The sequence below is a fragment of the Streptomyces indicus genome, assembly GCF_900100315.1.
GTDB lineage: Bacteria > Actinomycetota > Actinomycetes > Streptomycetales > Streptomycetaceae > Streptomyces > Streptomyces indicus.
The window spans coordinates 79,416-104,069 of the sequence record NZ_FNFF01000011.1; the positions used below are offsets into that span (position 1 = coordinate 79,416).

Genomic DNA, 24,654 nt, shown 5'->3' on the forward strand with positions numbered 1-24,654 from the left:
GGGAGGCGACGTGGACGACTACGCGGGGCGGGTGCTCGCGGACCGCTACCGCCTGCCGTTGCCGCCGTCGGACGAGTACGAGTTCGCGGAGACGCGCGCCTTCGACACGTACAGCGGGCAGGAAGTCCTGGTGCGGCAGGTGCCGTTGCCGGAGGTGGTCGACGCCGAGGTGCTCGACGAGCCGGCGCCGGGGCGGGGCGGTGCGCGCAGGCCCGCCGGGCAGCACCCGCGCAGCTCCCGCACCACGAGGTCGCCCGGTGATCCCGCCGTGCGCCGGGCCATCGAGGCAGCCGAGGCGGCGGCGCGCATACCCGACCACCCCAGGCTCGACCAGGTCTTCGACGTGTTCGCCGAGGGCGGCTCGCTGTGGATCGTCAGCGAGGTCGTGGCGGCCCGTCCGCTGGCCGCGCTGCTCGCCGAGCGGCCGCTGACGCCGTACCGCGCGGCGGAGGTGGCCTCCGACGTGCTCACCGCGCTGCGGGCGCTGCACGCGCACGGCTGGGTGCACCGCAACATCACGGTGCGCACCGTGCTCGTCTGCGACGACGGGCGCGTGATGCTCACCGGTCTCGCCGCGGGCGCCGCCGAGGAGGCGCTGTGCGGGTACGACCCGGTGCCGGACGCGGGCGGCGGGTTCGACGGGCGTGCTGCGGCCGCCACCGCGTCCGGTGCGGTGCCGGGGGAGGTGCCCGGCAGGGGCCGGGGCGCAGCCGCGGCCGTGGAGGGCGAGCGGGCCGCGCTGCCTGCCGCCTTCCGCAAGGGGCCCGGGGGCGCCGGGGACGGCGGGACCGAGGAGAGCGGCAGGACCGAGGAAGGCGGCAGGGCGGGCCAGGGCGGCCGGGTGCAGCAGGGCGGTCTTCCGGGTGCGGCCGAGAGCGGGCCCGGGGGTCCGGGGGCCGGTGGCATGGGGACGTCCGGTGGCGCGGGAGCCGGTGGTGCGGTCGCGTCCGGTGGTGCGGCCGCGCGTGGCGCGCTGCCCGCCGGGGACGTACGGGCCGCGCGGGCCGGTGCGATCGCCGCGTACCGGGCCGGTGTGCGCTCCGCGGCGGCGGCCCGTGCGCTGCCGCCGGGCGGCGGGGACGGCGCGGGCGTACGGCGTGACGGCGAGGCGCTCCAGGGCACCCCGCAGAGCCCGGGCGCACCGGCACCGCCCGGGCAGATAGCGGATCCTTACGGCGTGGCCGGCCGGCCTGCCGCGCGCCGGACCGAGGTCCGGCACCTGTCGGCGGGGCCCGCGGCACGGACCGGGGCGGCCGGGTCCGCGGCGCAGTCCGCGGTCGGCTGGCACGGTGCGGGTCGGCGTATCCCGGGCCAGCTGCCGGGTGCGGGGGCCGAGGGTTCGCAGGGTGAAGAGGCACGGGGCCCGGGCGACTTGAGCGGGAGTGCGGGGGCGAGCGGGCCGGCCGAGGGCGCGGGAGAGCCCGCCGAAGGCTCGTATCCCCGGCGGACTCCGGACGGGCTGCCGCAGTACAAGGACCAGATCCTCCCGGCCGGGCATGCCGCTCCGGCGCCCGCGGTCCGCGAGGAGCACGAAGCTTCCGCGCCCGCGCTCCGGGAGGAGTACGGCACGGCGGCCGCGGCCCCGTACGGCACGGAGGCCGCCCCCGACGAGCACGGAAAGCCCTCCCGCTGGGACGAGTTGGCGGGCGTGGGCCAGGCGGCCGCGCAGCGCAGCCCCGCCACCCCGCTCGAACTGGAGCGGGCCCGGCAGGCCCGGATGACCGTGGTCGGTGCCGTGACCGAGCGCTGGGCGCCGGAGCAGGCGGGGCCCGTGCACGAGAACTGGCAGCTGGCCGCGCCCGTCGGACCCGCCACCGACCTGTGGGCGCTCGGCGCGCTGCTGTTCCGCGCGGTGCAGGGCCATGCGCCCTACCCGGAGGACAGCACCTACGAGCTGGTCCAGCTGGTGTGCGCCGAGCCGCCCGCGTTCGCCGAGGAGTGCGGGCCGCTGCGGCCGGTGGTCGAGTCGCTGCTTCGCCAGGACCCCACCGAGCGGCCCGACTTCGAGGAGCTCCGCGGCTGGCTGCGCTCCCTGGTGCGCTCCGCGCCCGAGCCCGAGGCCGGCGCGAACGTCGTACCGGCGCCCGCGTACGACCGGACCCGGCTGCCCGTCGTACGGCGCAGGGGCGAGCTGGTCCGCAAGCGGCGCGGCGGGCGGGGGCAGCGCGACGAGAGCGGGCCGCCCGAGCACGGCCGGCACAAGAAGGGCCGCGCCGCCCGGCGCCGCCGCGCACCGGAGCAGCGGCGCGCCTTGGCGGCGGAGACCGCCCAGCTCACCGAGACCGCGCAGCTGCGCGCGCCCGAACGTCCGGGCCGCGAGCGGATGTCGGCCTCGGCGGAGAAGTGGGAGCGGCAGCAGCAGCGCCAGATGCGGCAGATGAGCCGCCGGCCGCAGGGCGGCGGCGGGCCGAAGCGGCTCGGGCGGCTGCTGCTCGTGCTGATCCTGCTCGGGGTCGCCGCGGCGGTGGCGTACGCGATGCTGTTCATGCCGAAGTCGGGCACCGACGACCAGGGTGCGGGGGACCGCAAGGGGCAGGCGGGATCGGCGAGTTCGGCGCCTGCCGGCCCGGGAGATGCGAGCCCGGACGGCGGCGGGGACGGCAAGGCGGACGACGGGAAGCCGGACAAGGAACCGGAGAAGAAGCCCAGCGAGGACGCGAGCAAGGAGCCGCCGCGGCAGACGGAGGCGCCTCCCGCGGGCGAGCTCCCGCAGGGCTTCGTACTGCGCAAGGACCTCGAAGGCTTCCAGGTCGCGGTGGCCTCCGGCTGGGACCGCAAGCCGGTCAACGGGCGCGGGCAAGTCGTGTACGGGCAGGGGGACTTCTCGCTCACGGTCGTCCCCGGCCGCGACTCGACCCGTGACTACGGCACCGATCCGCTGAAGTACCAGCGCGAGGACGAGCGCGAACTTCAGCCGTTCCGCGACTCGACCTGGGCGGGCTCCGGCGGGCTGCGGCAGGTGGAGGTCGGCGGCCAGGTGCGGGCCGAGGGCCAGTTCACCTGGGAGGAGAACGGCCGGAAGCTGTTCGTCCGCAATGCGGCGATCCTGCTCGACGGCGCCTACCACGTCGTCCTGGTCAAGGGCCCGGAGTCCGAACGGGACGAGGTGACCCGCCTCTTCGAGCAGGCCGTGGCGACGTACGAGAAGACGGGGTGACGGTCCGTACGGGAGCTGCACCGGCCGTCCGGGGAGCCGTGCCGACCGCCCCGGGGAGCTCCACCGGCCGTACGGAGAAGGCGTGTTGAGCGTACGGAGCAGGCGGGCCGACCGTGCGCAGAGGGCGGGCTGACCGTTCGCAGGAGGCGGGGCCGGTCCGCGGCTGCGTCATCGGGTGAATCACAAGGCGGTCTCCCCAGGTTCCGCAGCGCCCCCGCGGTCCCTACGCTGGCCCTGCGAAGGACGGGCGGGGGAACGTGGACCAGATCGAGGGCAGGGCGCAGAGCCGGTTGCTCATGGGCCGCTACCGGATCGAGGGAAGTCTCGGTCACGGCGGCATGGGCAAGGTGTGGCGCGCGCACGACGAAGTGCTGCACCGGGTGGTCGCCGTCAAGGAGTTGACGGCGGCCCGGTACGCGGGCGAGAGCGAGCGCGCGGTGCTGCTCGCCCGCACCCAGAAGGAGGCGCGCGCGGCCGCCCGGATCAACCACTCGGCCGTGGTCACCGTGCACGACGTCTTCGAGCACGACGACCGGCCGTGGATCGTGATGGAGCTGGTCGACGGGCGCTCGCTCGCCGACGCCGTACGCGACGACCACCGCGTCGTGCCCGCCGAGGCCGCGCGGATCGGGATGTGGGTGCTGCGCGCCCTGCGCGCCGCGCACCGGGCGGGCGTCCTGCACCGCGACGTCAAGCCCGCGAACGTGCTGCTCGCGCGCGACGGCCGGGTGCTGCTCACCGACTTCGGCATCGCCGCCATCGAGGGCGACTCGACCATCACGCGCACCGGCGAACTGGTCGGCTCCATCGACTACTTGGCGCCCGAGCGGGTGCGGGGCGAGGCGCCCGGACCCGCCTCGGACCTCTGGGCGCTCGGCGCGACGCTCTACGCGGCGGTCGAGGGGGAGTCGCCGTTCCGGCGCACCTCGCCCCTGTCGTCGATGCAGGCCGTCGTCGAGGAGGAGCCGCGGCCGTGTGTGCACGCGGGCCCGCTCGCGCCGGTGATCACCGCGCTGCTGCGCAAGGACCCGCTCCAGCGGCCGACCGCCGAGGCGGCCGAGCAGATGCTCGCCGAGGTGTGCGAGGGACGGGCACCCCAGGCCGCGCAGGCCTACGTGCCCACTCAGCGGGTCGCGCCCGACGACCTCACCGCGGTCCAGGGCGCGGACCGGCCGGCCCCGGTTCCGGCTCCTGCGGGCCCGGTTCCGGCGGGTCCGGCTTCCGCGGGTCCGGGCGGACGGCGGCTGCGGTCCGTCCTCGGCCTGGTCCTGGCCGCCGCCTTGGTGGGCGCGGCCGCGGCGTACGGCGTCCTGACCTACCTCGGGCCGGGCAAGGCCGATCCGGGGCAGACCGTGGGTGCCACGCCGAAGGGCTGGCAGCGGGTGCACGACGAGGCGGGCTTCAGCGTGCTCGTGCCGCCCGGCTGGCAGCGGCAGACCGAGGGCGACCAGATCGACTACACCCCCGACGACGGCCGCCATCTGCTGCGCATCGCCATCGACGAGGAGCCCGACTTCGAGGACGCCTACCAGCACGTCAAGGACATGGAGGCGCAGGGCATGGGCCGGCTGCCCACGTACCAGCGCATCAAGCTGCGCTCGAACTTCTTCCGCGACCGGCCGGGCGCCGTCTGGGAGTTCGCGTGGACGGAGACGAAGGGGGCGACCAAGGGCGAACGGCGGGCCATCGACCAGCTGTACGTCGACGAGGACGGCACCGAGTACGCGATCTACATGTCCGGTCCGGCGAAGGACTGGGCGAAGACGCGCGAGCAGTTCGACCACGTGCTCAAGAGCTGGCGGCCCACGGGCGGCGGGTAGCCGCCTGGTTGAAGTGCCGGTGCTGAGCGCCGGGATGGCCTCCGGGACGGCTTCCCCCTGCATGTCGGGGAGGCCGCCGTACCGCACACCAGGGAGCCCGCCGTACCGCGGAATCCCCTGTTCCGGGCGGCATTTCGCCCGTAATCGACGGCAATACGAGGACCGGCGCCCCGTGAAAAGACCCACGTCTCGTCACGGGTCGGTGACCGGGGTGGAATCCGGGGCGTCGTACGCGATAGGGATGAGTCATGAGTAACGACGGGGGAGCCCCCTACGGGACCGGCGAGCCGACCAGCTTCTCGCTGCGTCCGCCGGACCAGCCTCAGGGGCCGTACGCAGGACATCCCTACGGCACGCCGGGTACACCGCCCGCGCCGGGGACGCCCAACCCGTATGCCCAGGCGGAGACCCAGGCCGTGCCGAACGGCGGGCCGGCGACGCCGGGTGCGCCGCAGCCGCCCGCCGAGCCGCAGGGCCACGCCGTGCCCACCCAGGTCGTCTCCGAACCGGACCCGGGCGCGGGCCGTCTCATCGCGGGCCGCTACCGCCTCCTGTCCAAGCTCGGGCACGGCGGCATGGGCACCGTGTGGCGGGCCAAGGACGAGACCGTGGACCGCGAGGTCGCGGTCAAGGAGCCGCGCGTCCCCGACCACCTGCCCGAGCGCGAACGCGCCACCGCCTTCGAGCGGATGCGCCGCGAGGCGCGCGCCGCGGCCCGCCTGGACCACCCGGCCGTCGTGAACGTGCACGACGTGGCGGTCGAGGACGGCCAGCCGTGGATCGTCATGGAGTTCGTGCAGGGCCGCTCGCTCGGCGCCGCGCTCCAGGAGGGCACGCTCGGGGCGCGCGACGCCGCGCGGATCGGCCTCGAAGTGCTCGGCGCCCTGGAAGCCGCGCACAAGGCGGGCATCCTGCACCGCGACGTGAAGCCGGACAACGTGATGCTCGGGCAGTACGACCGTGTCGTGCTCACCGACTTCGGGATCGCCCAGATCGAGGGCGAGACCAACCTGACGGACACCGGCGGCTTCGTCGGCTCGCCCGAATTCATCGCGCCCGAGCGGGTGTTGGGTCAGCGCCCCGGACCGGCCTCGGACCTGTGGTCGCTCGGTGTGGTCCTGTACGCGGCCACGGAGGGCGTCTCGCCGTTCCGCCGCAGCAACACCCCGGCCACGCTCCAGTCCGTGCTCAACGCGACGCCCGCAGCGCCCGCTTCGGCGACAGGCCCGCTCGCGGAGGCGATCAACGGTCTGCTGCACAAGGACCCCTCGCACCGCCCGGACGCCGCGACGGTACGCCGCCTCCTGGAGCAGGCCGCCAAGCCGCCGGCGCCGCAGGTGCCGACGCAGGTGATGACCTCGGGCGGGGCGCCGTCCGGTGCCGGGGACGGGATCCGGGTCGGCAAGAAGGCGCTGATCGGGGTGGGGGCCGCGTTCGTGGCGCTCGCCCTGGCGCTCGGGCTGGTGATCGCGGATCCGTTTGCGGCGGGTCCGACCGACGGGTTCGTGACCAGGGATGTGAAGAACCTCGACGCCAGCATCTCGGTCCCCGGGCACTATCTGGACTCCAAGCCCGAAGAAGACAACATCGGCACCCCCGAGCACTGGATCCAGTACACCGATCCCAGCGGCAGCGTGTGGGTCTGGCTTCAGCTGTTCAAGGCCTCGGACGACAAGACCGGGGAGATCGCGAGCTCGGCCGACGCCGAGATGTACGACGACGAGAAGACGTACAAGGCCTCCGGCAGCACCGACCTCGGGATGCCCGCCAACCCGGAGAGCAAAACCGAGGCCAGCCTGGACTACGAGGGCAAGAAGGCCGCGAAGAACACGCTCACGTACAACTCCGCGGACGAGGGCGAGCAGGAGCGCCCGCGTGAGCTGAAGATCTTCTACTACCGGACCACCGACGGCGACATGTACAAGCTCGCCATCGGCTACCCCGGCGGCGAGAGCGACTTCGCCGAGCGCGGCCGCCAGGTCGCCGACGAGGTCATCAAGTCCTTGAAGGTCAAAAACTTGTGACCATCAGGGGGCTGCCCGCCCGGACAACCCCCTGATCAGGGCCTTTGCTGCCAGCGACCACTGGCACGGTGTGCGGACCCGGTGAAGCCCCGTTACCGACGGGTACACAAACACGTGGCGGAGCCGTACGCTCACGCTCATGACGGACGCCCAGGCCCCTGAGAAGAGCACCGCGAGCACCGCGAGGACCGGCACGAACCCCGTGGCACCCGCTCCTGCGGGTGCGCGGACCGCTGCCGATGTGGTGACGCCCGAGCTGGTCGCGCAGCTCACGCGCGGCGTCGTCGGCTCCGGCCGCACCGCCAACCACGCGCCGTTCACCGGCGAGAAGCTGGCCGACCTGCCCGAGTCCACGCCCGAGGACGTGGCGACGGCGTTCGAGCGGGCGCGCGCGGCGCAGGCCGTGTGGGCCAAGGAGCCCGTGCGCAAGCGGGCCGCGGTCCTGCTCCGCTTCCACGACCTGGTCCTGGAGCGGCAGGCCGAGGTGCTCGACCTGATCCAGCTGGAGACCGGCAAGGCCCGCCTGCACGCGCACGAGGAGGTGCAGGCCGTCGCCGTCGCCGCGCGGCACTACGGCCGCAAGGCCGCCTCGTATCTGCGCCCCAAGCGCCACACGGGCGCGGTGCCCACGCTCACCAAGGTCACGGAGATCCGTCACCCGCGCGGTGTGATCGGCCAGATCGCGCCCTGGAACTACCCGCTGGAGCTCTCCGTCGGCGACGCGCTGCCGGCCTTCGTCGCGGGCAACGCGGTCGTGATGAAGCCCGACACCGAGACCTGCCTGACCGCCCTGTGGGCCCGCGACCTGCTGATCGAGGCGGGGCTTCCGGCCGAGGTGTTCCAGGTCGTGCTCGGTGACGGGCCGGTCGTCGGACCCGAGGTGGTCAAGCACGCCGACTACGTCTCGTTCACCGGCTCCACCCGCACCGGCCGCGAGGTCGCGCAGGGCGCGGCGGCCCGTCTGGTCGGCGTCTCGCTGGAGCTCGGCGGCAAGAACGCGATGCTGGTCCTGAAGGACGCGGACATCGAGAAGGCGGCCGCGGGCGCGGTGCGCGCCTGCTTCTCCTCGGCCGGCCAACTCTGCATCTCCATCGAGCGGTTGTACGTGCACGAGTCGGTCGCCGACGAGTTCGTGCAGCGGTTCGCCGCCCGCACCAAGGCGATGCGGCTCGGCAACTCCCTCGCGTACGGGGCGGACATGGGCTCCCTGGTGGGCCCGCGCCAGCTGGAGACCGTGAGCCGCCATGTCGACGAGGCCGTGGCCAAGGGCGCGACGCTCGTGGCCGGCGGCGTCGCACGCCCGGACATCGGCCCGTACTTCTACGAGCCCACCATCCTGGACGGCGTCGAGGCGCCGATGGCGGTGTGCGAGGAGGAGACCTTCGGGCCGGTCGTCTCCCTCTACCGGTTCACGGACGAGGACGCGGTCATCGAGCAGGCCAACTCCACGGCGTACGGCCTCAATTCCTCGGTCTGGACGAAGGACGCGCGCCGCGGCCGCGAGGTGGCCGCACGCCTGCGCACCGGCACGGTCAACATCAACGAGGGCTACGCGCCCGCGTACGGCTCCGTCCAGTCGCCCATGGGCGGCATGAAGGACTCCGGGCTCGGGCGCCGGCACGGCTCCGAGGGCATCCTCAAGTACACCGAGGCGCAGACCGTGGCGCACCAACGGATCATGCCGATGGCGCCGTCGTTCGGGATGAGCGACGAGAAGTACGCGGCGTTCATGAGCCGCAGCCTGCGGGCGATGAAGGCGTTGAGGCTGCGATGAGCGAAGCGAACGGTGCGCAGGGCGCTTCGGGCGAACCGAGCGGTGCGCAGGGCGCGCAGGAGGCGTACGACTACGACGTCCTGGTCATAGGCTCCGGCTTCGGCGGCTCCGTATCGGCCCTGCGCCTGACGGAGAAGGGCTACAAGGTCGGCGTCCTGGAAGCGGGCCGCCGCTTCGGCCGGGACGAACTGCCCCGCAACTCCTGGGACTTGAAGAACTACCTGTGGGCCCCGGCCCTCGGGCTCTACGGCATCCAGCGCATCCACCTGCTCGGCAACGTGATGGTGCTCGCGGGCGCCGGCGTGGGCGGCGGCTCGCTGAACTACGCCAACACGCTCTACGTGCCGCCGAAGCCGTTCTTCGAGGACCCGCAGTGGTCCTCGATCACGGACTGGCAGGAGGAGCTGAAGCCGTACTACGACCAGGCGCAGCGCATGCTCGGCGTCCGCCTGAACCCGACGATGACGCCCTCGGACGTCCATCTGAAGGCGACGGCCGAGGCGATGGGCGTCGGCGACACCTTCCACATGGCGCCGGTCGGGGTCTTCTTCGGCGACGGCGAGGACGCGGACGGAACGTCAAAAGCCGCCCCTGGTACGGAAGTTCAGGACCCCTACTTCGGCGGCGTCGGGCCGGCCCGCAAGGCCTGCACCGAGTGCGGCGAGTGCATGACGGGCTGCCGGCACGGCGCGAAGAACACGCTCAACGAGAACTACCTGTACCTCGCCGAGCAGGCGGGCGCGGTCATCCACCCGATGACCTCCGTCGTCTCGCTCACGGAGGACGCGCGGGGCGGGTACGCGGTCGCCACGCTGCCCACCGACAAGAAGCGCAAGGGCGCGGGGCGGGTGTTCCGGGCGCCGCGCGTGGTGGTGGCGGCCGGTACGTACGGCACGCAGACGCTGCTGCACCGCATGAAGGACACGGGCCTGCTCCCACACCTCTCACCGCGGCTCGGCGACCTGACGCGCACCAACTCCGAGGCCCTGGTGGGCGCGCAGACGGACAACCGCCGCTATCGCAAGCGGCACGGCGCGAAGAAGGTGGACTTCACGCAGGGCGTGGCGATCACGTCCTCGATCCACCCGGACGCCAACACCCATATCGAGCCGGTGCGTTACGGCAAGGGCTCGAACTCGATGGGCGGCCTGACGATCCTCCAGGTCCCGTACTCCTCGCGGCGCGTCCTCGCCTGGCTGGGCAACACCGCACGCCATCCCGTACAGACCCTCCGCTCCCTCTCCAACCGCCGCTGGTCCGAACGCACCATCATCGGCCTGGTCATGCAGTCCCTGGACAACTCCCTGACCACGTACCGCAAGCCGGGCGGCATCGGGAAGGGCCTGCTGACCGCGCGCCAGGGGCACGGCGCCCCCAACCCGCAGCAGATCGAGGCGGCCACGCGCGCGGCCTCGCTGCTCGCCGAGGAGATCAACGGCTTCGCGGGCTCCAACATCGGCGAGCTGATGGGCACGCCGCTCACCGCGCACTTCCTGGGCGGCTGCCCGATCGGCGCGTCCGCGGACACGGGCGTGATCGACCCGTACCACCGGCTCTACGGCCACCCCGGCATCTCGGTCGTGGACGGCTCGGCGGTCTCCGCGAACCTCGGCGTGAACCCGTCCCTGACGATCACGGCCCAGGCGGAGCGGGCGATGTCTCTGTGGCCCAACAAGGGCGAGCCGGACACGCGCCCGGAGCAGGGCGCCGCGTACGAACGCCTGGCCCCGGTGCAGCCGGTCTCCCCGGCAGTCCCGCCGTCGGCCTTCGGCGCGCTGCGACTGCCGTTCCTGGGGATGCCGAAGGTGCGCCCTGCTGCCGCGGCCCCGGCCCCGGCGACGACCTCGGATCCGGCTCCGGCGACGGCTCCGGATCCCGCGTAGCCCGTACGCGACGCCCCGCACAGCATTGAGGACCTGCGCCCCCCTCCGAGCGCAGGTCCTCAACGGTCTGTGGTGCTACGGGACTTCGCACGAGCCCCGGTGGTGCGTCGAGCCCTGGATCAGGCCTCGACGCTCCGGCGACGCTTCACGGCGAACACGACACCGGCACCGGCGACGACGGTGATGCCGCCGATCAGGCCGATGACGGGGAGCTGGGAGCTGGAGCCGGTTTCGGCGAGGTTGCCGGTGACACCCTGGACCTCGGTCACCTTGTCTGCCTTGATCGGCGTGGTGCCGCCGGTCTGCGGCTTGGCGTCGTCCGGCTTCTCCGGAAGCTCGGAGCCCTCCTCGAGGATGTCGAAGAAGTAGACGTACTCGTTCGCGTCCGAGGAGATCCAGCAGCCGCCGTCCTCGGTGGAGTACTCGCCGGCACCGATGGTCACGCCGAGCGACTCGGGGACCTTGCCGTCCACCTTGAGTCGCATCTCGAAGGTGCGCTTCTCGCCGGCCTTCAGGTCGACCTGGGTGAAGTACCCGCCGGCGCCGACGATGTCGGTGACGACCGTCCAGGCGCCGGAGGCGTCCTTCACCTCAAGGGTGAAGCCATCGAAGATCGCGTCTTCGTCGCCCAGTGCGAACACGGCGACGAACGGTGCGACACCCTTGATGTCGGTCTTGCCGGAGTTGGCCATCTGGAGCTGGAAGTCGGTCCAGCCGCTGCCCGCGACGACCGTGTCGGGCAGGTTGGTGAGCGAGGTGGTCAGGGCGTCGCTGACGCCGATGATCTCCTCGTCGTTCTCGTCGACGGGGCACTCCCAGGGACGCTCACCGGGGCCGGGCTCCGAGCCCTCCTCCGCGTCCTCGTCCGTGCCCTCTTCGGTGTCCTCCGCCGTCTTGTCGTCGGCGCTCTCGGACGGAGAAGACTGGACCGGCGTCGGCTCCGCGCCGCCCGGCTGCGAGGTCTCCGACTCCGACGCGCTCGGCGTCTCGGCCGGGCCCGGCTCGGTGGTGCCCGGCGTCGCGGCCGGTTCCGTCGTCTCCGCGGCCGTCTCGCTCGGAGTGGCGGTCGGAGCCCCGTCCGTGGCGAACGCGGAGGGCGCGGCCAGGAACGCGGCAGGGGCTATGACGGCCGTGACGGCCGCGGCTGCCAGGGAGCGGCGAAGCTTCATCGAAGAACCTCGGTCGGTGTCCGGCGTAGCGCACACGAGGCGCGGTACGTAGGGCGGACGGCCGCTCGCATCCCACGACGCAAGTAGCCGTTGTTACGCATGATTGACCTGCGGTTCCTGTGAATGGTTGTGCCGAACTCACAGGATTCTTATGTGGGCTGGATCACAAGAGATCTTGATCGTCGCAGCTCGCTCCGGCCCGGGACCGCCTTCAAACCCCGTCCGAACCCGGATCGTTGTCCGAACGCGCTTGCGGCGGTGCCTGTGCAAAGGCTTTGATGGCGCGCCAGTTCGCATCCATCGCGGCTGTTCGCACACAAACAGGTGGGGATCCAAGTGAAGAAGTCCAAGCTGTCCCAGGTCGTCGTCGCGGCCGCCGCTGTCGCCGCGCTCGGCCTGACCGCCGCGTGCAGCGGTGACAGCGGCAGCGACGGCGGGGACAAGTCCGGCAAGGGCAAGTCCAGCGCCGGCCAGGAGGGCGGGGGCGCGGACAAGGCGGCGCCGGCGCTCACCGAGGCTCAGCTCAAGAAGGCGATCCTCGGGAACGACGAGGTCAAGGGCTACAAGCTCGAGGACGTCCCGGACGCGGAGATCCCAAAGGAGTCGGAGAAGGTGCCCGGCGAGTGCCAGGTGCTGTCCGACGTGCTGACCACGACCACGCAGCCGGCGCCCAAGGCGCGGGCCATCAAGGCCGGGATGGCCGGGCAGATGGAGTCGATGGCGTCCATCGCGCTCGCGGCCCACGAGCAGGCCGACGCGGAGAAGCTGGTCGCCGACGTGCGTGAGGCCGTCGACGCGTGCAAGGGCTTCAAGGACTCCGACGGCGCCCAGAGCACGGTGCAGGGTCAGCCCGACCCGAAGCTCGGTGACGAGTCCGTGGCCTATGTCCTCGTCTCCGGTGAGGGCGACGAGCAGTCGAAGATCGCGTTCAACGTCGTGCGCTCCGGCTCCACGCTCGCCACGTTCTACTCCATGAACATCTCGGCCGAGGGCGACTCGAAGGTCCCCGCCGAACTGGTGGACGCCCAGATCAAGAAGCTCGAGTCGGTCAAGTAACAGGCGGTTCGGCCGCCTTGGGCGCGGGCCGACAGGCTCGGCGCCCCTCGGCGCAGCGAAGGGCCCCCGCGGATCCGGTGTCCGCGGGGGCCCTTCGCTGTGCGGCGCCGACGTCAGGGCAGCGTCGGTGCCGGGAGCGGCGCCGGGGGGAGGGCGCCGCTGGTGTGCGGGCCGGTGCGCGACCCGGCGCGCGTGGGGCGCGCGCGTGGTGTGGACCTCTGGCAATGGGCTTGTCCGGTACGGCAGTTGGCGCTGCGTACCTCCAGGCATCGTGCGCGATGGCCGGGCGGCTGCGCAACCGTTTCGCCATGGGGGCGGGCAACCGTTTCGTCGCGTCGGGGGCCGGGACGCGTCGGGAACGGGCAGGGGTGGGGGGAGCGGCGGTGCAGGGGGCGGGGAGGGAACCGTCGGCCGGCTCCGGGCGTCCCCGGAGCCGGCCGATCTTCACTGTGACCGGGCTGCTGTCCCCTGCCGACCGGTCACGTACTGGAGCGAGGTCCCACGACGCAGGACGCGTAAGCAGTCCCTGCGTCTCATCGCTCCAGCGGAGCCACGCGTGGTTCTGACGGGCCCGCCCCTGGCTGGCACGGACACCGGGACCAACGAAGCGCGGTGGCAGGCGGTCACGGTGCCGTACGGGTGAGAAGTGCACCGAACGCAGATACGGCACCTCGCCCTGCGGCAGCGGCAGTCCCTCCGGCCTCCGGCAGTCCCTCCAGCCTTGGCAGTCCCTTCGGCCTTCGCAGCCCCGCCGACCTTCGGCAGCCCCTTCAGATCCTGCCCCGGCACAGCTCCAGCATCGTCATCGCGAGGGACGTGCCCGGCTTGCCCAGCGCGTCCCTGTAGTGGGCGAGCACCTCCATCTCGCGGGAGAGGTTCACGCGGCGGCCGCCCGAGGCGATCCGGGACTCCTGGATCACGGCCGAGACGGCCATGCGTTCCTGGATCAGGCCGATGATGCGGTCGTCGAGCGCGTCGATGCGTTCGCGGGCGCCGGTGATCAGCTCGGCGGCGTCCGCGTTCCGTGCGCCGGTCTTCTCCGTGGCGGTGGCGGAGGCAGCGGAAGCGGTCGCGGAAGCGGTGGTGGTGCTCATGGGTGGGGCTCCTCGTCGAGGTCGGGGTGCCCGGTGACGGTCACGGCCCCTGGAAACGACGAAGCGCCCGGGGCCTTGTCGGCCCGGGGCGCCTGGTAAGTCGCTTGTCAGGTGATCAAGCAGCACGACCATGGCAGCCGGTGGGCCGGATGCCATAGGTAAACGCGAAGCTCGCGAGGGTGTGCTTGGTCACGGGGACAGTATGGCCCCACGCCCGTCGGGCCCGTCAATCCGCCCCCGGCCCCGGCCCGCATGGTGAGCGTCACACGGTTCGGATGCTGAGACGAAAAGTCACCCCCGTACCCCCGTTAGAATCGACAAAAGAGCCCGGAGCCCTTCGGCTCATGAGCCGGCTCACCAGCCCCATGGGTTCCTCGCCTCGGCCCCATGGGTCCTCGCCCACTCCCGCCGGAAGGCCGACACACAGTGCCAGGTTCCCCCGCCGCCGCCCCCGACACCGTCCTCGTCGTCGACTTCGGCGCGCAGTACGCCCAGCTCATCGCCCGTCGCGTGCGTGAGGCGCGGGTCTACAGCGAGATCGTCCCGAGCACCATGCCGGTGGCCGAGATGCTCGCCAAGAACCCGGCCGCGATCATCCTGTCCGGCGGCCCCTCGTCCGTGTACGCGGAGGGCGCCCCGCGCCTGGACCGCGAGCTCTTCGAGGCCGGGGTCCCGGTCTTCGGCATGTGCTACGGCTTCCAGCTGATGGCCGCCACCCTCGGCGGCACCGTGGACAACAACGGTGCGCGCGAGTACGGCCGCACCGACCTGCACGTCACCAAGACGTCCTCGACCCTCTTCGAGGGCACCCCGGCCGAGCAGCCGGTGTGGATGTCGCACGGCGACGCGTGCAGCGCCGCCCCGGAGGGCTTCACCGTCACGGCGTCCACGGACCTGGTCCCGGTGGCCGCGTTCGAGAACGACGAGAAGAAGCTCTACGGCGTGCAGCACCACCCCGAGGTCATGCACTCCACGTACGGCCAGCAGGTGCTCGAGCACTTCCTGTACCGGGGCGCCGGCATCAAGCCCACCTGGACCACGGGCAATGTCATCGAGGAGCAGATCGCCGCGATCCGCGCCCAGGTCGGCGACAAGCGCGCCATCTGCGGCCTGTCCGGCGGTGTGGACTCGGCGGTGGCCGCGGCCCTCGTGCAGAAGGCCATCGGCGACCAGCTGACCTGCGTGTACGTGGACCACGGTCTGATGCGCAAGGGTGAGACCGAGCAGGTCGAGAAGGACTTCGTGGCCGCGACCGGGGCCAACCTCAAGGTCGTCGACGCCGAGGAGCGTTTCCTGAACGCGCTCGCGGGCGTCTCCGACCCCGAGGAGAAGCGGAAGATCATCGGGCGCGAGTTCATCCGCGTCTTCGAGCAGGCCCAGCTGGAGATCCTCCAAGAGGACGGCCCCGAGGTCGCCTTCCTGGTCCAGGGCACGCTCTACCCGGACGTGGTCGAGTCCGGCGGCGGCACCGGCACCGCCAACATCAAGTCGCACCACAATGTCGGCGGTCTGCCAGACGACATCGAGTTCGAGCTCGTCGAGCCGCTGCGCCAGCTGTTCAAGGACGAGGTCCGCATGGTCGGCCAGGAGCTCGGGCTGCCGGCCGAGATCGTCCAGCGCCAGCCGTTCCCGGGCCCCGGCCTCGGCATCCGTATCGTCGGCGAGGTCACCAAGGACCGCCTCGACCTGCTGCGCGAGGCCGACGCGATCGCCCGCGAGGAGCTCACCGCCGCCGGTCTCGACTCCGAGATCTGGCAGTGCCCGGTGGTCCTGCTCGCGGACGTCCGCTCCGTCGGCGTCCAGGGCGACGGTCGCACCTACGGCCACCCGATCGTGCTGCGCCCGGTCTCGTCCGAGGACGCCATGACGGCCGACTGGACGCGCATGCCGTACGAGGTGCTCGCGAAGATCTCCACCCGGATCACCAACGAGGTCGCCGACGTGAACCGCGTCGTGCTCGACGTGACCTCGAAGCCGCCGGGCACCATCGAGTGGGAGTGACCTCCCCGTAGCGACGCGGCGAGCCGCCACCCCGGCCGAAGGGTGGCGGCTCGCCGCGTTTCCGGCTCCGACGTGCTTCTCAGGTGCGGCTGGTCCGCCGCACCCCGGCGCCCGGCCGCCACACCTCGATCACCAGCCGGTCGTCCTCGATGGAGGTCCGTACGACCTCGGTGAGCTCCACCCGGAACAGGTGGAAGGCGTCCGGGTCCGGCGGCTGCACCTCCCCGACGTACAGCGCACGCTCCGCCGGGTCGGTCACCTCGACCGCGCGCCCGGAGATCCGGGTGTCCCCGTCCTCCATCTCCGCGCCCGCGCCCGGATTCGCCATGACGCTGCACCGCGGATCGCGCTGGAGATCCCGCGCCTTCATCGACCCCGGCATCATGCCGAGCCAGAACTCGCCGTTCAGGAACCGCACTTCGAGACCGGTCAGGCGCGGCGACCCGTCCTTGCGGAGCGTGGCGAGGACGTGGTGGGTGTGCAGGCCGAAGCGGTCCTCGACCTTCTTCGCGAAGGCGGGTTCCGCGGCGCCGAAGGATGCCCAGTTCTCAGTCATACGGTGAGTGTGCCGTGCAATCCGGACACCTTCTGTCGGCATTCCTGTGCGAGCCGCGACGGGTTTGCCGGGTTCCGTCGATCTCCGCGCTGATCGCTCTGTTCTCCTGCGGTCACCGACGGTACTTTCCGGCCCGTACGACTTGGTCCGCAGGGAACTGGAGGGAACATGACCGCCCCGACCCCGATACCCGCCCGGCGACTCCAGTTCGCGATGCCGCCCGTGCACGAGAGCGCCGAGGACGAGCGGCGCCACCGCAAGGAGCGGCTCGCCGGAGCGCTCCGGCTCTTCGGCCGCTTCGGATACGAGGACGGGGTCTCGGGCCATATCACCGCCAGGGACCCGGAGTTCACCGACTGCTACTGGGTCAATCCCTTCGGCATGTCCTTCCGCCACATCACCGTCGGCGACCTGATCCTCGTGAACGGCGAGGGCCAGGTGCTCGAAGGGCGCTATCACGTGAACCAGGCCGCGTTCACCGTGCACGCCGCCGTGCACGCGAAGCGCCCCGACGTGGTGGCGGTGGCGCACTGCCACTCGCTGCACGGGCGCGCCCTCGCGGCGCTCGGCGAGCACATCGACCCGATCACCCAGGAGAGCTGCGCCTTCTACGAGGACCACGCGCTCTACGACGAGTACACGGGCGTCTCCGTGGACGCCGCCGAAGGGCGCCGTATCGCCACCGCGCTCGGGCCCCACAAGGCCATGGTGCTGCGCAACCACGGGCTGCTCACCGTCGGCGACACGGTCGACGCGGCCGCCTGGTGGTTCGTCTCGATGGACCGGTGCAGCCAGGTGCAGCTGGCCGCGCGGGCCGCGGGCCGTACGCACCTGATCGACCACAAGCAGGCCGTCGCCACCCGCGAGCAGCTCGGCACGGACCTCGCCGCCTGGATCAACTACCAGCCGCTGTGGCAGGACATCAGCCGCAGCGAACCGGACCTGCTGAGCTGAGCCGCCCCCGTACGGCCCGTATGTGCGCCGGACGGCCCGTACGTCGACCCGGTCAGCCGGTCGCCCGCGCGACCCGTACGTCAACCCTCGCCCGCCCCTCTCACCCGCCCTGACCTCGGCAGTTGAGTACGTTTCCGCCTCATACGGCACAATTCCCAGTCATCACAAGGGAATTGACGGATCAAGGAGCCGCCGCCGGGTGGCCGGAAGATCCAACTGGCCGCGATCAGAACGGAGTTCGCGCGTGGCTGTGCAAGTGGCGCGACAGGAGACGCACGGGGGCGGGTGCACCTGCGGTGACTGTCCGCACGGTGCGCGCGAGGGGCACCGGCGGGCGGTGGCGGAGTTCTCCGCGAAGCGGGACGGGCTCGCGGCCGGACACGGGCTGCCCGCGGCGCTCGCCCACTCGGCGGGCGCGTCCCGGCAGTGGGTCTCGGACGAGCTGACCCAGTCCGCGGTGACGGTGGCCGAGCGCAGCCGGGCCGAGGGCGCGGCCTGGCTCCATCTCCTGTGGAAGCGCACCCTGTTCACCGTCTGGGCCCTCGTGGTGGCGCTGCTCCTGGCCCAGGCGCTCACGGCGATCGGCGCCGGCTGGACCTCGGCCCGTACGGCGGGCATGCTCACCGCGGTGATCGTGGGTGCGCTGCTCACCGGCGTGGCACACGTCCACCGCGGCCGGGGCGGCGTCCTCGCGCCGCTCGTCGGCGAGGACAACCGGCTCTCCACCTCCCGCAGCGTCGCCGGCGCCTGGGTGCTGCTCGGCGGGTACGCGGTGCTCTTCCTCGCCTGGGAGCTGGTCTTCGCGACCACCTCGCGCGAGCGCGACGCTCTGCTCGCCGGCCTCGAACTCCGGGGCGGCGGCGGCCTGTTGGCCGTGTTCGCCGTCGTCTGCCTGGTGGCCGTCGCCGTGCGCCGTACGGTCGCGGTCCGCGTCAGCGGGCAGGAGCTCCAGAAGGTGCCCGCCGACCGCCCACGCGCCGCCGACATCCTCACCGACGACGCCGGACGCGGCCACTTCGCCGACGCCCAGTACGCGGTGATCAACGCGGCCGCCCTGCTGTTCACCGCCGTCAGCCTCGCCCGCAACCCGGGCCGGCTGCCCGAGCTGCCCTGGGGCCTGGCCCTGCTCGTCCTGGTCTCGGCCGTCACGTATCTCGCCGGGAAGTACGCCGAGGGCGGCCGTCCGGTGATCCATTCGGTCGTACGGGCCCGGGAGGCCGGGGACCTCGACGCCCCGATCCGTACCGGCGACGACATCGAGATCAGGGGCGCCGGGTTCGTGCCGCCCGGGGCGCAGAGCCCCGACCGCCTCGCCCGGATGGTCGTGCGGATCGGCCCGGTGCACGTGCACGTTCCGCTGGTCCCGGTGGCCGGCGGCTTCACCAACCCCACCGACGCGGTGCTCACCGTGCCCGTGCCCGCGGACGTGGAGCCGGGGCGGGTGGAGGTGCAGGTGGTCACGGCGGCGGGCGCCGAGTCCAACCGCTGCGTCATCGAGGTGACGGACTGACCCGCGTCCCCGGGGTTCAGGTCTCGATCGGATTGCCAACTTGTCCTGCCCACTGGTGAGCCGGACGCGGCTGTCGTACGTATGGTCAGGTGACGACATTTCGTTGAGCCGTAAACCGAGACCGAGAGGCGGCGGGCACGATGGCGCACACCACGCGGACCGCGACGTACACCGACCCGGGCGGGGGCCGCGGGGACTGGCGCGACACCGCGGCGCGCTACGCCCTGCTGCCGCTGCGGATCTTCCTGGGCGTCACCTTCGTCTACGCGGGCCTCGACAAGCTCACGAGCTCCACCTTCCTGAAGGACTCGGGCGACCAGTCGATCGGCGACCAGATCCGCTTCCTCCAGGAGGGCGGGGACGTGGCGGTCCCCGCGATGCTCGACCTCGCGGCCAACTCGCCCGTCGCCTTCGGCTACGCCATCGCCCTCGGTGAACTGGCCGTGGGCATCGGCACGTTGATCGGCCTCTTCGCGCGGGTGGCCGCGCTCGGCGGCGCGCTGATCTCGCTCAGCCTGTGGTTCACGATGAGCTGGTCGGCCACGCCGTACTACATGGGCAACGACCTGCCGTATCTGATGGCCTGGCTGCCGCTGGTCCTCGCAGGCGCCTCGTACTGGTCGGTGGACGCCTGGCTGAAGGAGCGCCGGCGCAATTCGCTGGGCGGCTGACCGGAGGTCTGCCAGCATCTGCGGATGCGCATACTCGCCGACGAACTCGGCTCACTCGCCTACGACGTGACCGGCGACGGACCCCCGGTCGTCCTCCTCCACGCAGGGGTCGCCGACCACCGCATGTGGGACGGCCTCGTGCCCGCCCTCGCCGGGCGGCACACCGTCATCCGCTACGACCTCCGGGGCTTCGGCCGGTCCGCGCCGCCGAGCGGGCCCTTCCGCGAGAGCGACGACCTGCGCCGGCTCCTCGACCACCTCGGCCTGGAGCAGGTCCGGCTCGTCGGGGCGTCCTGGGGCGGGCGCGTGGCCCTGGACTTCGTGCTCGCCCATCCGGAGCGGGTCGCGTCGCTCGCGGTGTTCTCGCCGCCGTGGCGCGGTTATGGCTGGTCCGCCGAGATGATCGCGTACGACGAGGCCGAGACCGCGGCCCTGGAGGCGGGTGACCTGGACGCCGCCGTCGACGTGAACCTGGACATGTGGCTGCGCGGTCCGGCGCGCGGCTGGCAGGACGTGGCCGATGGCCTGCGGGAACGGCTCCGCGAGCCCGTACGCCTGTCACTCGTGCACATGGATCTGCGCGACGAGCACGGCCTGGAGCCGGTGCCCGGCGAGCTCGCTTCGATCACGGTGCCCACGCTGGTGGGCGTCGGCAAGCTCGACGTGGCCGACTTCCAGGACATCGCGCGCCGGTACGCGCGGGAGATCCCCGGGGCCGCCTTCGCCGAGTTCCCCTCCGCGGCGCATCTCGTGGCGCTGGACGCGCCGGACGAACTGGCCGATGTCCTGGGTGAGTTCCTCGACCACCCGTAGGCGTCCGGCAGCCGTGTGTTCCTCAGAGGCCGGTGGGTGCCCCCGGCCCGACCGTCGTGCGGTCGTCCGCGGGAGCGGTTCCGCGGGCGCCGCGGCGTCGGCGCACGCCGTAGGTGATGATCCCGGCGACCGACGCGAGGAACAGGCCCAGGACCACGATCGGGATGGCCGCGAACCAGGCCGTGTCCCACCAGCCGGCCGCGTCCCCGCCGTAGGCGAGCGCGACCCCGCCCATCGTCAGGCCCACGATCAGGCGCCCCGGCTGGAACGGGTGCAGCCAGCTCCGCGCCTCGTCACTTCGCTGCACGGGCCACCTCCGCCTGGCCGATCGCCACGTCGAGCGTGAGGTCGACGGTGCCGCCGTCCTTCGCGCCGGCGGGCGGGCGCAGCGTGATGCTGCGCTTCTGGTCGGGCGAGACGTCGATGTCGTTCCGCGCGTGCCCCTCCGGCAGCCGGATGTCGCCCACGCCCACCTTGACGTCCACCTTCACCGTCGCGTCGTGGGGGACGATCACCTTGATGCGGCCCGCGCCGATCCGCGAACTCGTCGTCACCGTCTGCCCCTTGTCCAGATCGAGCTTGCTCAGGTCGAGCGTGCCGTCGCCCGAGCCGATGTTGTACGCGGGCCGCACGTCGGCCGCCTCGGTGGGCCGCCACTGGGTGCGCACCCAGTTCGTGGTGATCTCCTTCGGGAGCGCCGAGGCGCCCGCGAGCAGTCCGGTGAGGATGAGCGCGAGCAGCAGCGACCCCGCTCCCGTACGCCCGAAGAAGGAACTGACCGCGATCCCCAGGGCGAGCACGGCCAGCGCGCAGGCCAGGCCCGCCGTCAGGCCGGTGCCGAGCGAGGGGTCGGGGCCCATCTCGTTGAGCGCGACCGCCGTGCCCGCGATGCCCGCGCCCAGGGTCAGCAGGAAGGTCCAGCCGCCGATCCAGCGCGGGCCGCGGCGCGGCGCGGACACGCTCCTGCGCGCCGCCTCCCGCGTCGGGATCTCGACACCGGACAGCTCGGGCGGACCCCACAGATATCCCGTACCGCCCTCGTGGGTCCCGTCCTTCACGATCGGGTCCCGCCACCAGGACGGGCCGCGCGAGACCGGCGGTGCCTGCGTCTCGGGCGGGGCCTCGGCGGCGGCCTGCGCGGCCACCGGATCGGGCGAGGGGGACTCCTTGCGGCGCTCCTTCGACCAGTAGCCGGCGCCCGCGAGGAGCACGGCGAGCACGGAGGCGAAGGTCAGCACGCCCGCGTTGTTCACCATCGACAGCATCACGCCGGAGCCGACGAGGGCGAAGAGCAGCGCGGTCAAGGCCGGGCCGTCGACGCGGCCGGTCAGCATCCGGCGCGCCTCGTTCTCGTCCTCGCCGTCGGCGGGCACGAGCAGCCAGGCGAAGCCGTAGAAGATCAGGCCGAGCCCGCCCACGGCGCCGAGCAGCGCGAGCACGATCCGGAAGATCACCGGGTCCATGTCGCAGTGCCGGCCGAGGCCCGCGCAGACGCCGCCGAGCATCTTGTGCTCCTGGTCGCGGCGCAGCCGGGCGGGCGGCGGCGCGCCCTCGGGCGCCCCGGCACCGGGCGGCGCGTCCACCGGCTCCGCGGTCCGGGTGTCGTACTGATCCGTCATGGGTCCCATGGTGGGGTCTCGGACCGGGCCACGGCAGGCGGGGCGACCCTGGTCGGACCCTGAGATTGTCCTTACGGGGGCGGTGGGCGGGCCCGTGCGGTGGACGGTCCGGGGCGGGGCTACGCCCGGCTCAGCGCCGCGCGGCCCACGTACCAGACGAGTTCGGCACCCCCGACGACCATCAGGACGAGGCCGGCCTTGTCCAGCTCCGTGAAGCCGAGGTCCGTGTCGCCGAACCCGAAGTAGCAGACGAGGCCGAGCACGATGATGACCAGGGCTTCCGTGACGCGGCGGGTCAGCGACTGCTGCTTCGGTGCCATGGGCGGTCCTTTCGGCGTGGGGTCCCCGGCACATGGTGAAGGGGGAACCCCGCATTCGGCAGGGGCCGGCACGCCAGGGCCCCGTACACCTGAAGCCCGCCGCAGATCAGGGACGTCTAGGGGCCGAACCCTGATGCCGAGGTCCCCGCGGGCGTGTGAGGATCGGTGACATGCCAGCCGCAGCCCCGCCCGCTCAGGAACCGCAGCCGCTGCGCAAGCTCTACCGGAGCGGTGAAGGCCGCTGGCTCGGGGGAGTGGCGCGCGGGCTCGCCGGTCATCTCGGGCTGCCCGTGATCTGGGTGCGGCTCGTCTTCGTGGGCCTGTTCACGGCCAACGGCCTGGGCGCGCTGCTGTACGCCGCCTTCTGGTTCTTCGTCCCCCTCGGCGTCGGCGGCGTCACCGCCGACCGGCAGCACACCGTGACCACCGAGGTCGGCCCCGACGGCCGCCGCAAACTGGTCGTGCGGAAGATCGACAAGGGCCAGTTCATCGCCTTCATCGCGATGCTCGTCATCGCGATGGTCTTCGTCGGCACCGTAGACGTCGGCGGCCCCACCCGCGCCTACCTCTGGCCGACCCTCCTGGTCGCGGCCGGTGTCGCCCTGGTGTGGCGGCAGGCGGACAACGCGCGGCGGGCCCGCTGGATGGCCGTCGGACGCAAGCGCCGCACCCTCAACATCGCCCGTACGCTCGCCGGGGTCGTCCTCGTCGGCACGGGGGTGGCCGCGATCTTCGTGCTTCAGAACTCGGCCCGCGAGCTCGGCTCGGTGCTCCAGGCCGCGCTCGCGGTGTTCGTCGGCATCGCGCTGCTCGCCGGCCCGTACCTGGTCCGCATGACCCAGGACCTGTCCCAGGAGCGGCTGATGCGCATCCGGGCCCAGGAGCGCGCCGAGGTCGCCGCCCACGTGCACGACTCGGTGCTGCACACCCTGACCCTGATCCAGCGCAACGCGGAGAACGTTTCGGAGGTACGCCGCCTCGCCCGCGCCCAGGAGCGGGACCTGCGCAACTGGCTCTACAAGCCCGAGGGCACCGGCAAGGACGAGGCCGAGGAGCCGGAGACGCTCGCCGAGGCCGTGAAGCAGGCGGCAGCCGAGGTCGAGGACAAGCACGGCGTCCCGCTGGAGGTCGTGGTCGTGGGCGACTGCCCGCTCGACGAGAAACTGACCGCACAGATGCAGGCCGCACGGGAAGCAATGGTGAACGCCGCCAAGTACGGTGGCGAGGGCGGCGCCGTCCAGGTCTACGCGGAGGTCGAGGGCCGCACGGTCTTCGTCTCGGTCCGCGACCGCGGTCCGGGGTTCGATCTGGACTCCGTGCCCGAGGACCGCATGGGCGTACGAGAATCGATCATCGGCCGGATGCAGCGCCACGGCGGCAGTGCGCGGCTGCGCGCGGTGCCGGACGGCGGCACCGAGGTCGAGCTGGAGATGGAGAGGGCGGAGACGACGCGATGAGCGGTACGAGCGACATGAACGAGCAGCCGGACACCCTGGGCGCGGACGAGACCAAGGGCGGCGATCGGCATGTCCGTGTCGTCCTCGTCGACGACCACCGCATGTTCCGCACCGGCGTGCAGGCCGAGATCGGCCGCACCGACGTGACGGGCGTCGAGGTGGTCGGTGAGGCCGCCGACGTGGACCAGGCGGTCACGGTCATCACGGCCACCCGCCCCGAGGTCGTCCTCCTCGACGTGCACCTGCCGGGCGGCGGCGGCGCCGAAGTCCTGCGCCGCTGCGCCTCGTTGATGTCCGCGGCCGAGAACCCGGTGCGCTTCCTCGCCCTCTCGGTCTCCGACGCCGCCGAGGACGTCATCGGCGTCATCCGCGGCGGCGCGCGCGGCTATGTCACGAAGACCATCACGGGCACGGACCTGGTCGACTCGATCTTCCGCGTCCAGGACGGCGACGCGGTCTTCTCGCCCCGCCTGGCCGGCTTCGTCCTCGACGCCTTCGCCTCCACGGACGCCCCGCCGGTGGACGAGGACCTGGACCGCCTCACGCAGCGCGAGCGCGAGGTGCTGCGCCTGATCGCGCGCGGCTACGCGTACAAGGAGATCGCGAAGCAGCTCTTCATCTCGGTGAAGACAGTGGAGTCCCATGTCTCGGCGGTCCTGCGCAAGTTGCAGCTGTCGAACCGGCACGAGCTGACGCGCTGGGCCACGGCCCGCCGGCTGGTCTGAGGCTGCCCGGGGCCGGTGCACACCGGCCCCGAACCTCGCTCAGCGCGCCAC

General features: G+C 72.5%; 19 protein-coding genes. 13 read left to right on the plus strand and 6 right to left on the minus strand.

What is annotated here, in order from left to right; all coding sequences use genetic code 11:
- Positions 1-10: 10 nt before the first annotated feature.
- The 5 genes from BLT97_RS24750 (at position 11) to BLT97_RS24770 (ending at position 10,658) form a co-directional block, all read left to right on the plus strand.
- Positions 11-3,157, plus strand: coding sequence for a protein kinase (locus tag BLT97_RS24750; protein ID WP_143041377.1), 3,147 nt, complete (start codon positions 11-13; stop codon positions 3,155-3,157).
- Between the two features lie 296 nt (positions 3,158-3,453).
- Positions 3,454-4,977: a serine/threonine-protein kinase gene (locus tag BLT97_RS24755; RefSeq protein WP_093614078.1), complete on the plus strand. Its 1,524-nt coding sequence runs from the start codon at positions 3,454-3,456 to the stop codon at positions 4,975-4,977.
- Between the two features lie 248 nt (positions 4,978-5,225).
- Positions 5,226-7,001 (plus strand): serine/threonine-protein kinase, encoded by a 1,776-nt coding sequence (locus BLT97_RS24760; protein ID WP_093613841.1) that lies wholly within the window; start codon positions 5,226-5,228, stop codon positions 6,999-7,001.
- 139 nt (positions 7,002-7,140) lie between these two features.
- Entirely contained in the window at positions 7,141-8,775 is a 1,635-nt protein-coding gene (locus BLT97_RS24765) for a succinic semialdehyde dehydrogenase (protein WP_093613843.1), read from the plus strand.
- Entirely contained in the window at positions 8,772-10,658 is a 1,887-nt protein-coding gene (locus BLT97_RS24770) for a GMC family oxidoreductase (RefSeq protein WP_093613845.1), read from the plus strand. The genes BLT97_RS24765 and BLT97_RS24770 overlap by 4 nt, the downstream gene beginning before the upstream one ends.
- Positions 10,659-10,777: 119 nt before the next feature.
- Here the strand turns inward: BLT97_RS24770 and BLT97_RS24775 are convergent, their stop codons facing one another.
- The gene (locus BLT97_RS24775) at positions 10,778-11,827 is read right to left on the minus strand and encodes an LAETG motif-containing sortase-dependent surface protein (protein ID WP_093613847.1); all 1,050 of its coding nucleotides are present in this window, start codon (positions 11,825-11,827) and stop codon (positions 10,778-10,780) included.
- A 336-nt stretch (positions 11,828-12,163) separates the two neighbouring features.
- Between BLT97_RS24775 and BLT97_RS24780 the strand changes: the two genes are divergently transcribed.
- Positions 12,164-12,883, plus strand: a complete 720-nt coding sequence (locus BLT97_RS24780; RefSeq protein WP_093613849.1) for a hypothetical protein — start codon at positions 12,164-12,166, stop codon at positions 12,881-12,883.
- Between the two features lie 770 nt (positions 12,884-13,653).
- On the opposite strand, the gene BLT97_RS24785 is transcribed toward BLT97_RS24780, so the two are convergent.
- Positions 13,654-13,977 (minus strand): chorismate mutase, encoded by a 324-nt coding sequence (locus BLT97_RS24785; protein ID WP_093613851.1) that lies wholly within the window; start codon positions 13,975-13,977, stop codon positions 13,654-13,656.
- 387 nt (positions 13,978-14,364) lie between these two features.
- Here BLT97_RS24785 and guaA point away from each other — a divergent pair, with 387 nt between their 5' ends.
- Positions 14,365-15,978, plus strand: coding sequence for a glutamine-hydrolyzing GMP synthase (guaA, locus tag BLT97_RS24790; RefSeq protein WP_093613853.1), 1,614 nt, complete (start codon positions 14,365-14,367; stop codon positions 15,976-15,978).
- Between the two features lie 79 nt (positions 15,979-16,057).
- Here the strand turns inward: guaA and BLT97_RS24795 are convergent, their stop codons facing one another.
- Positions 16,058-16,534, minus strand: a complete 477-nt coding sequence (locus tag BLT97_RS24795; protein WP_093613855.1) for a pyridoxamine 5'-phosphate oxidase family protein — start codon at positions 16,532-16,534, stop codon at positions 16,058-16,060.
- A gap of 168 nt (positions 16,535-16,702) precedes the next feature.
- Between BLT97_RS24795 and BLT97_RS24800 the strand changes: the two genes are divergently transcribed.
- From BLT97_RS24800 to BLT97_RS24815, 4 genes are all read left to right on the plus strand, one after another.
- The gene (locus BLT97_RS24800) at positions 16,703-17,488 is read left to right on the plus strand and encodes a class II aldolase/adducin family protein (RefSeq protein ID WP_093613857.1); all 786 of its coding nucleotides are present in this window, start codon (positions 16,703-16,705) and stop codon (positions 17,486-17,488) included.
- Between the two features lie 244 nt (positions 17,489-17,732).
- On the plus strand, positions 17,733-18,998 hold the full coding sequence (locus BLT97_RS24805; protein WP_093613859.1) for a hypothetical protein: 1,266 nt from the start codon (positions 17,733-17,735) through the stop codon (positions 18,996-18,998).
- A 140-nt stretch (positions 18,999-19,138) separates the two neighbouring features.
- Positions 19,139-19,669, plus strand: coding sequence for a DoxX family protein (locus tag BLT97_RS24810; protein ID WP_093613861.1), 531 nt, complete (start codon positions 19,139-19,141; stop codon positions 19,667-19,669).
- Positions 19,670-19,693: 24 nt separating this feature from the next.
- Complete coding sequence (locus BLT97_RS24815; RefSeq protein WP_093613863.1) at positions 19,694-20,482, plus strand: alpha/beta fold hydrolase; 789 nt, start codon at positions 19,694-19,696, stop codon at positions 20,480-20,482.
- A 22-nt stretch (positions 20,483-20,504) separates the two neighbouring features.
- Here BLT97_RS24815 and BLT97_RS24820 read toward each other — a convergent pair whose 3' ends face one another.
- The 3 genes from BLT97_RS24820 to BLT97_RS24830 form a co-directional block, all read right to left on the minus strand.
- A complete protein-coding gene (locus tag BLT97_RS24820) occupies positions 20,505-20,789 on the minus strand; it encodes a hypothetical protein (RefSeq protein WP_342742772.1) in 285 nt (94 codons plus the stop codon).
- Positions 20,776-22,101, minus strand: a complete 1,326-nt coding sequence (locus tag BLT97_RS24825) for a PspC domain-containing protein (RefSeq protein ID WP_245769527.1) — start codon at positions 22,099-22,101, stop codon at positions 20,776-20,778. Before BLT97_RS24825 ends, BLT97_RS24820 begins: the two co-directional genes overlap by 14 nt.
- Before the next feature lie 119 nt (positions 22,102-22,220).
- A complete protein-coding gene (locus BLT97_RS24830; protein WP_093613867.1) occupies positions 22,221-22,421 on the minus strand; it encodes a hypothetical protein in 201 nt (66 codons plus the stop codon).
- A 170-nt stretch (positions 22,422-22,591) separates the two neighbouring features.
- On the opposite strand from BLT97_RS24830, the gene BLT97_RS24835 reads away from it, so the two are divergent.
- Together BLT97_RS24835 and BLT97_RS24840 are read left to right on the plus strand one after the other, a co-directional pair.
- Entirely contained in the window at positions 22,592-23,878 is a 1,287-nt protein-coding gene (locus BLT97_RS24835; RefSeq protein WP_093613869.1) for an ATP-binding protein, read from the plus strand.
- A 14-nt stretch (positions 23,879-23,892) separates the two neighbouring features.
- Positions 23,893-24,603, plus strand: coding sequence for a LuxR C-terminal-related transcriptional regulator (locus BLT97_RS24840; protein ID WP_093614082.1), 711 nt, complete (start codon positions 23,893-23,895; stop codon positions 24,601-24,603).
- Positions 24,604-24,654 lie beyond the last annotated feature (51 nt).

Excerpts from the sequence above, each read along its gene's own strand:
- guaA (WP_093613853.1), top strand. The coding sequence starts at position 14,365 with ATGGGTCCTCGCCCACTCCCGCCGGAAGGCCGACACACAGTGCCAGGT.
- BLT97_RS24770 (WP_093613845.1), top strand. The coding sequence starts at position 8,772 with ATGAGCGAAGCGAACGGTGCGCAGGGCGCTTCGGGCGAACCGAGCGGT.
- BLT97_RS24760 (WP_093613841.1), top strand. The coding sequence starts at position 5,226 with ATGAGTAACGACGGGGGAGCCCCCTACGGGACCGGCGAGCCGACCAGC.
- BLT97_RS24765 (WP_093613843.1), top strand. The coding sequence starts at position 7,141 with ATGACGGACGCCCAGGCCCCTGAGAAGAGCACCGCGAGCACCGCGAGG.
- BLT97_RS24835 (WP_093613869.1), top strand. The coding sequence starts at position 22,592 with ATGCCAGCCGCAGCCCCGCCCGCTCAGGAACCGCAGCCGCTGCGCAAG.
- BLT97_RS24785 (WP_093613851.1), bottom strand. The coding sequence starts at position 13,977 with ATGAGCACCACCACCGCTTCCGCGACCGCTTCCGCTGCCTCCGCCACC.
- BLT97_RS24800 (WP_093613857.1), top strand. The coding sequence starts at position 16,703 with ATGACCGCCCCGACCCCGATACCCGCCCGGCGACTCCAGTTCGCGATG.
- BLT97_RS24810 (WP_093613861.1), top strand. The coding sequence starts at position 19,139 with ATGGCGCACACCACGCGGACCGCGACGTACACCGACCCGGGCGGGGGC.
- BLT97_RS24840 (WP_093614082.1), top strand. The coding sequence starts at position 23,893 with ATGAACGAGCAGCCGGACACCCTGGGCGCGGACGAGACCAAGGGCGGC.
- BLT97_RS24815 (WP_093613863.1), top strand. The coding sequence starts at position 19,694 with ATGCGCATACTCGCCGACGAACTCGGCTCACTCGCCTACGACGTGACC.
- BLT97_RS24775 (WP_093613847.1), bottom strand. The coding sequence starts at position 11,827 with ATGAAGCTTCGCCGCTCCCTGGCAGCCGCGGCCGTCACGGCCGTCATA.
- BLT97_RS24795 (WP_093613855.1), bottom strand. The coding sequence starts at position 16,534 with ATGACTGAGAACTGGGCATCCTTCGGCGCCGCGGAACCCGCCTTCGCG.
- BLT97_RS24755 (WP_093614078.1), top strand. The coding sequence starts at position 3,454 with ATGGGCCGCTACCGGATCGAGGGAAGTCTCGGTCACGGCGGCATGGGC.
- BLT97_RS24825 (WP_245769527.1), bottom strand. The coding sequence starts at position 22,101 with ATGACGGATCAGTACGACACCCGGACCGCGGAGCCGGTGGACGCGCCG.
- BLT97_RS24830 (WP_093613867.1), bottom strand. The coding sequence starts at position 22,421 with ATGGCACCGAAGCAGCAGTCGCTGACCCGCCGCGTCACGGAAGCCCTG.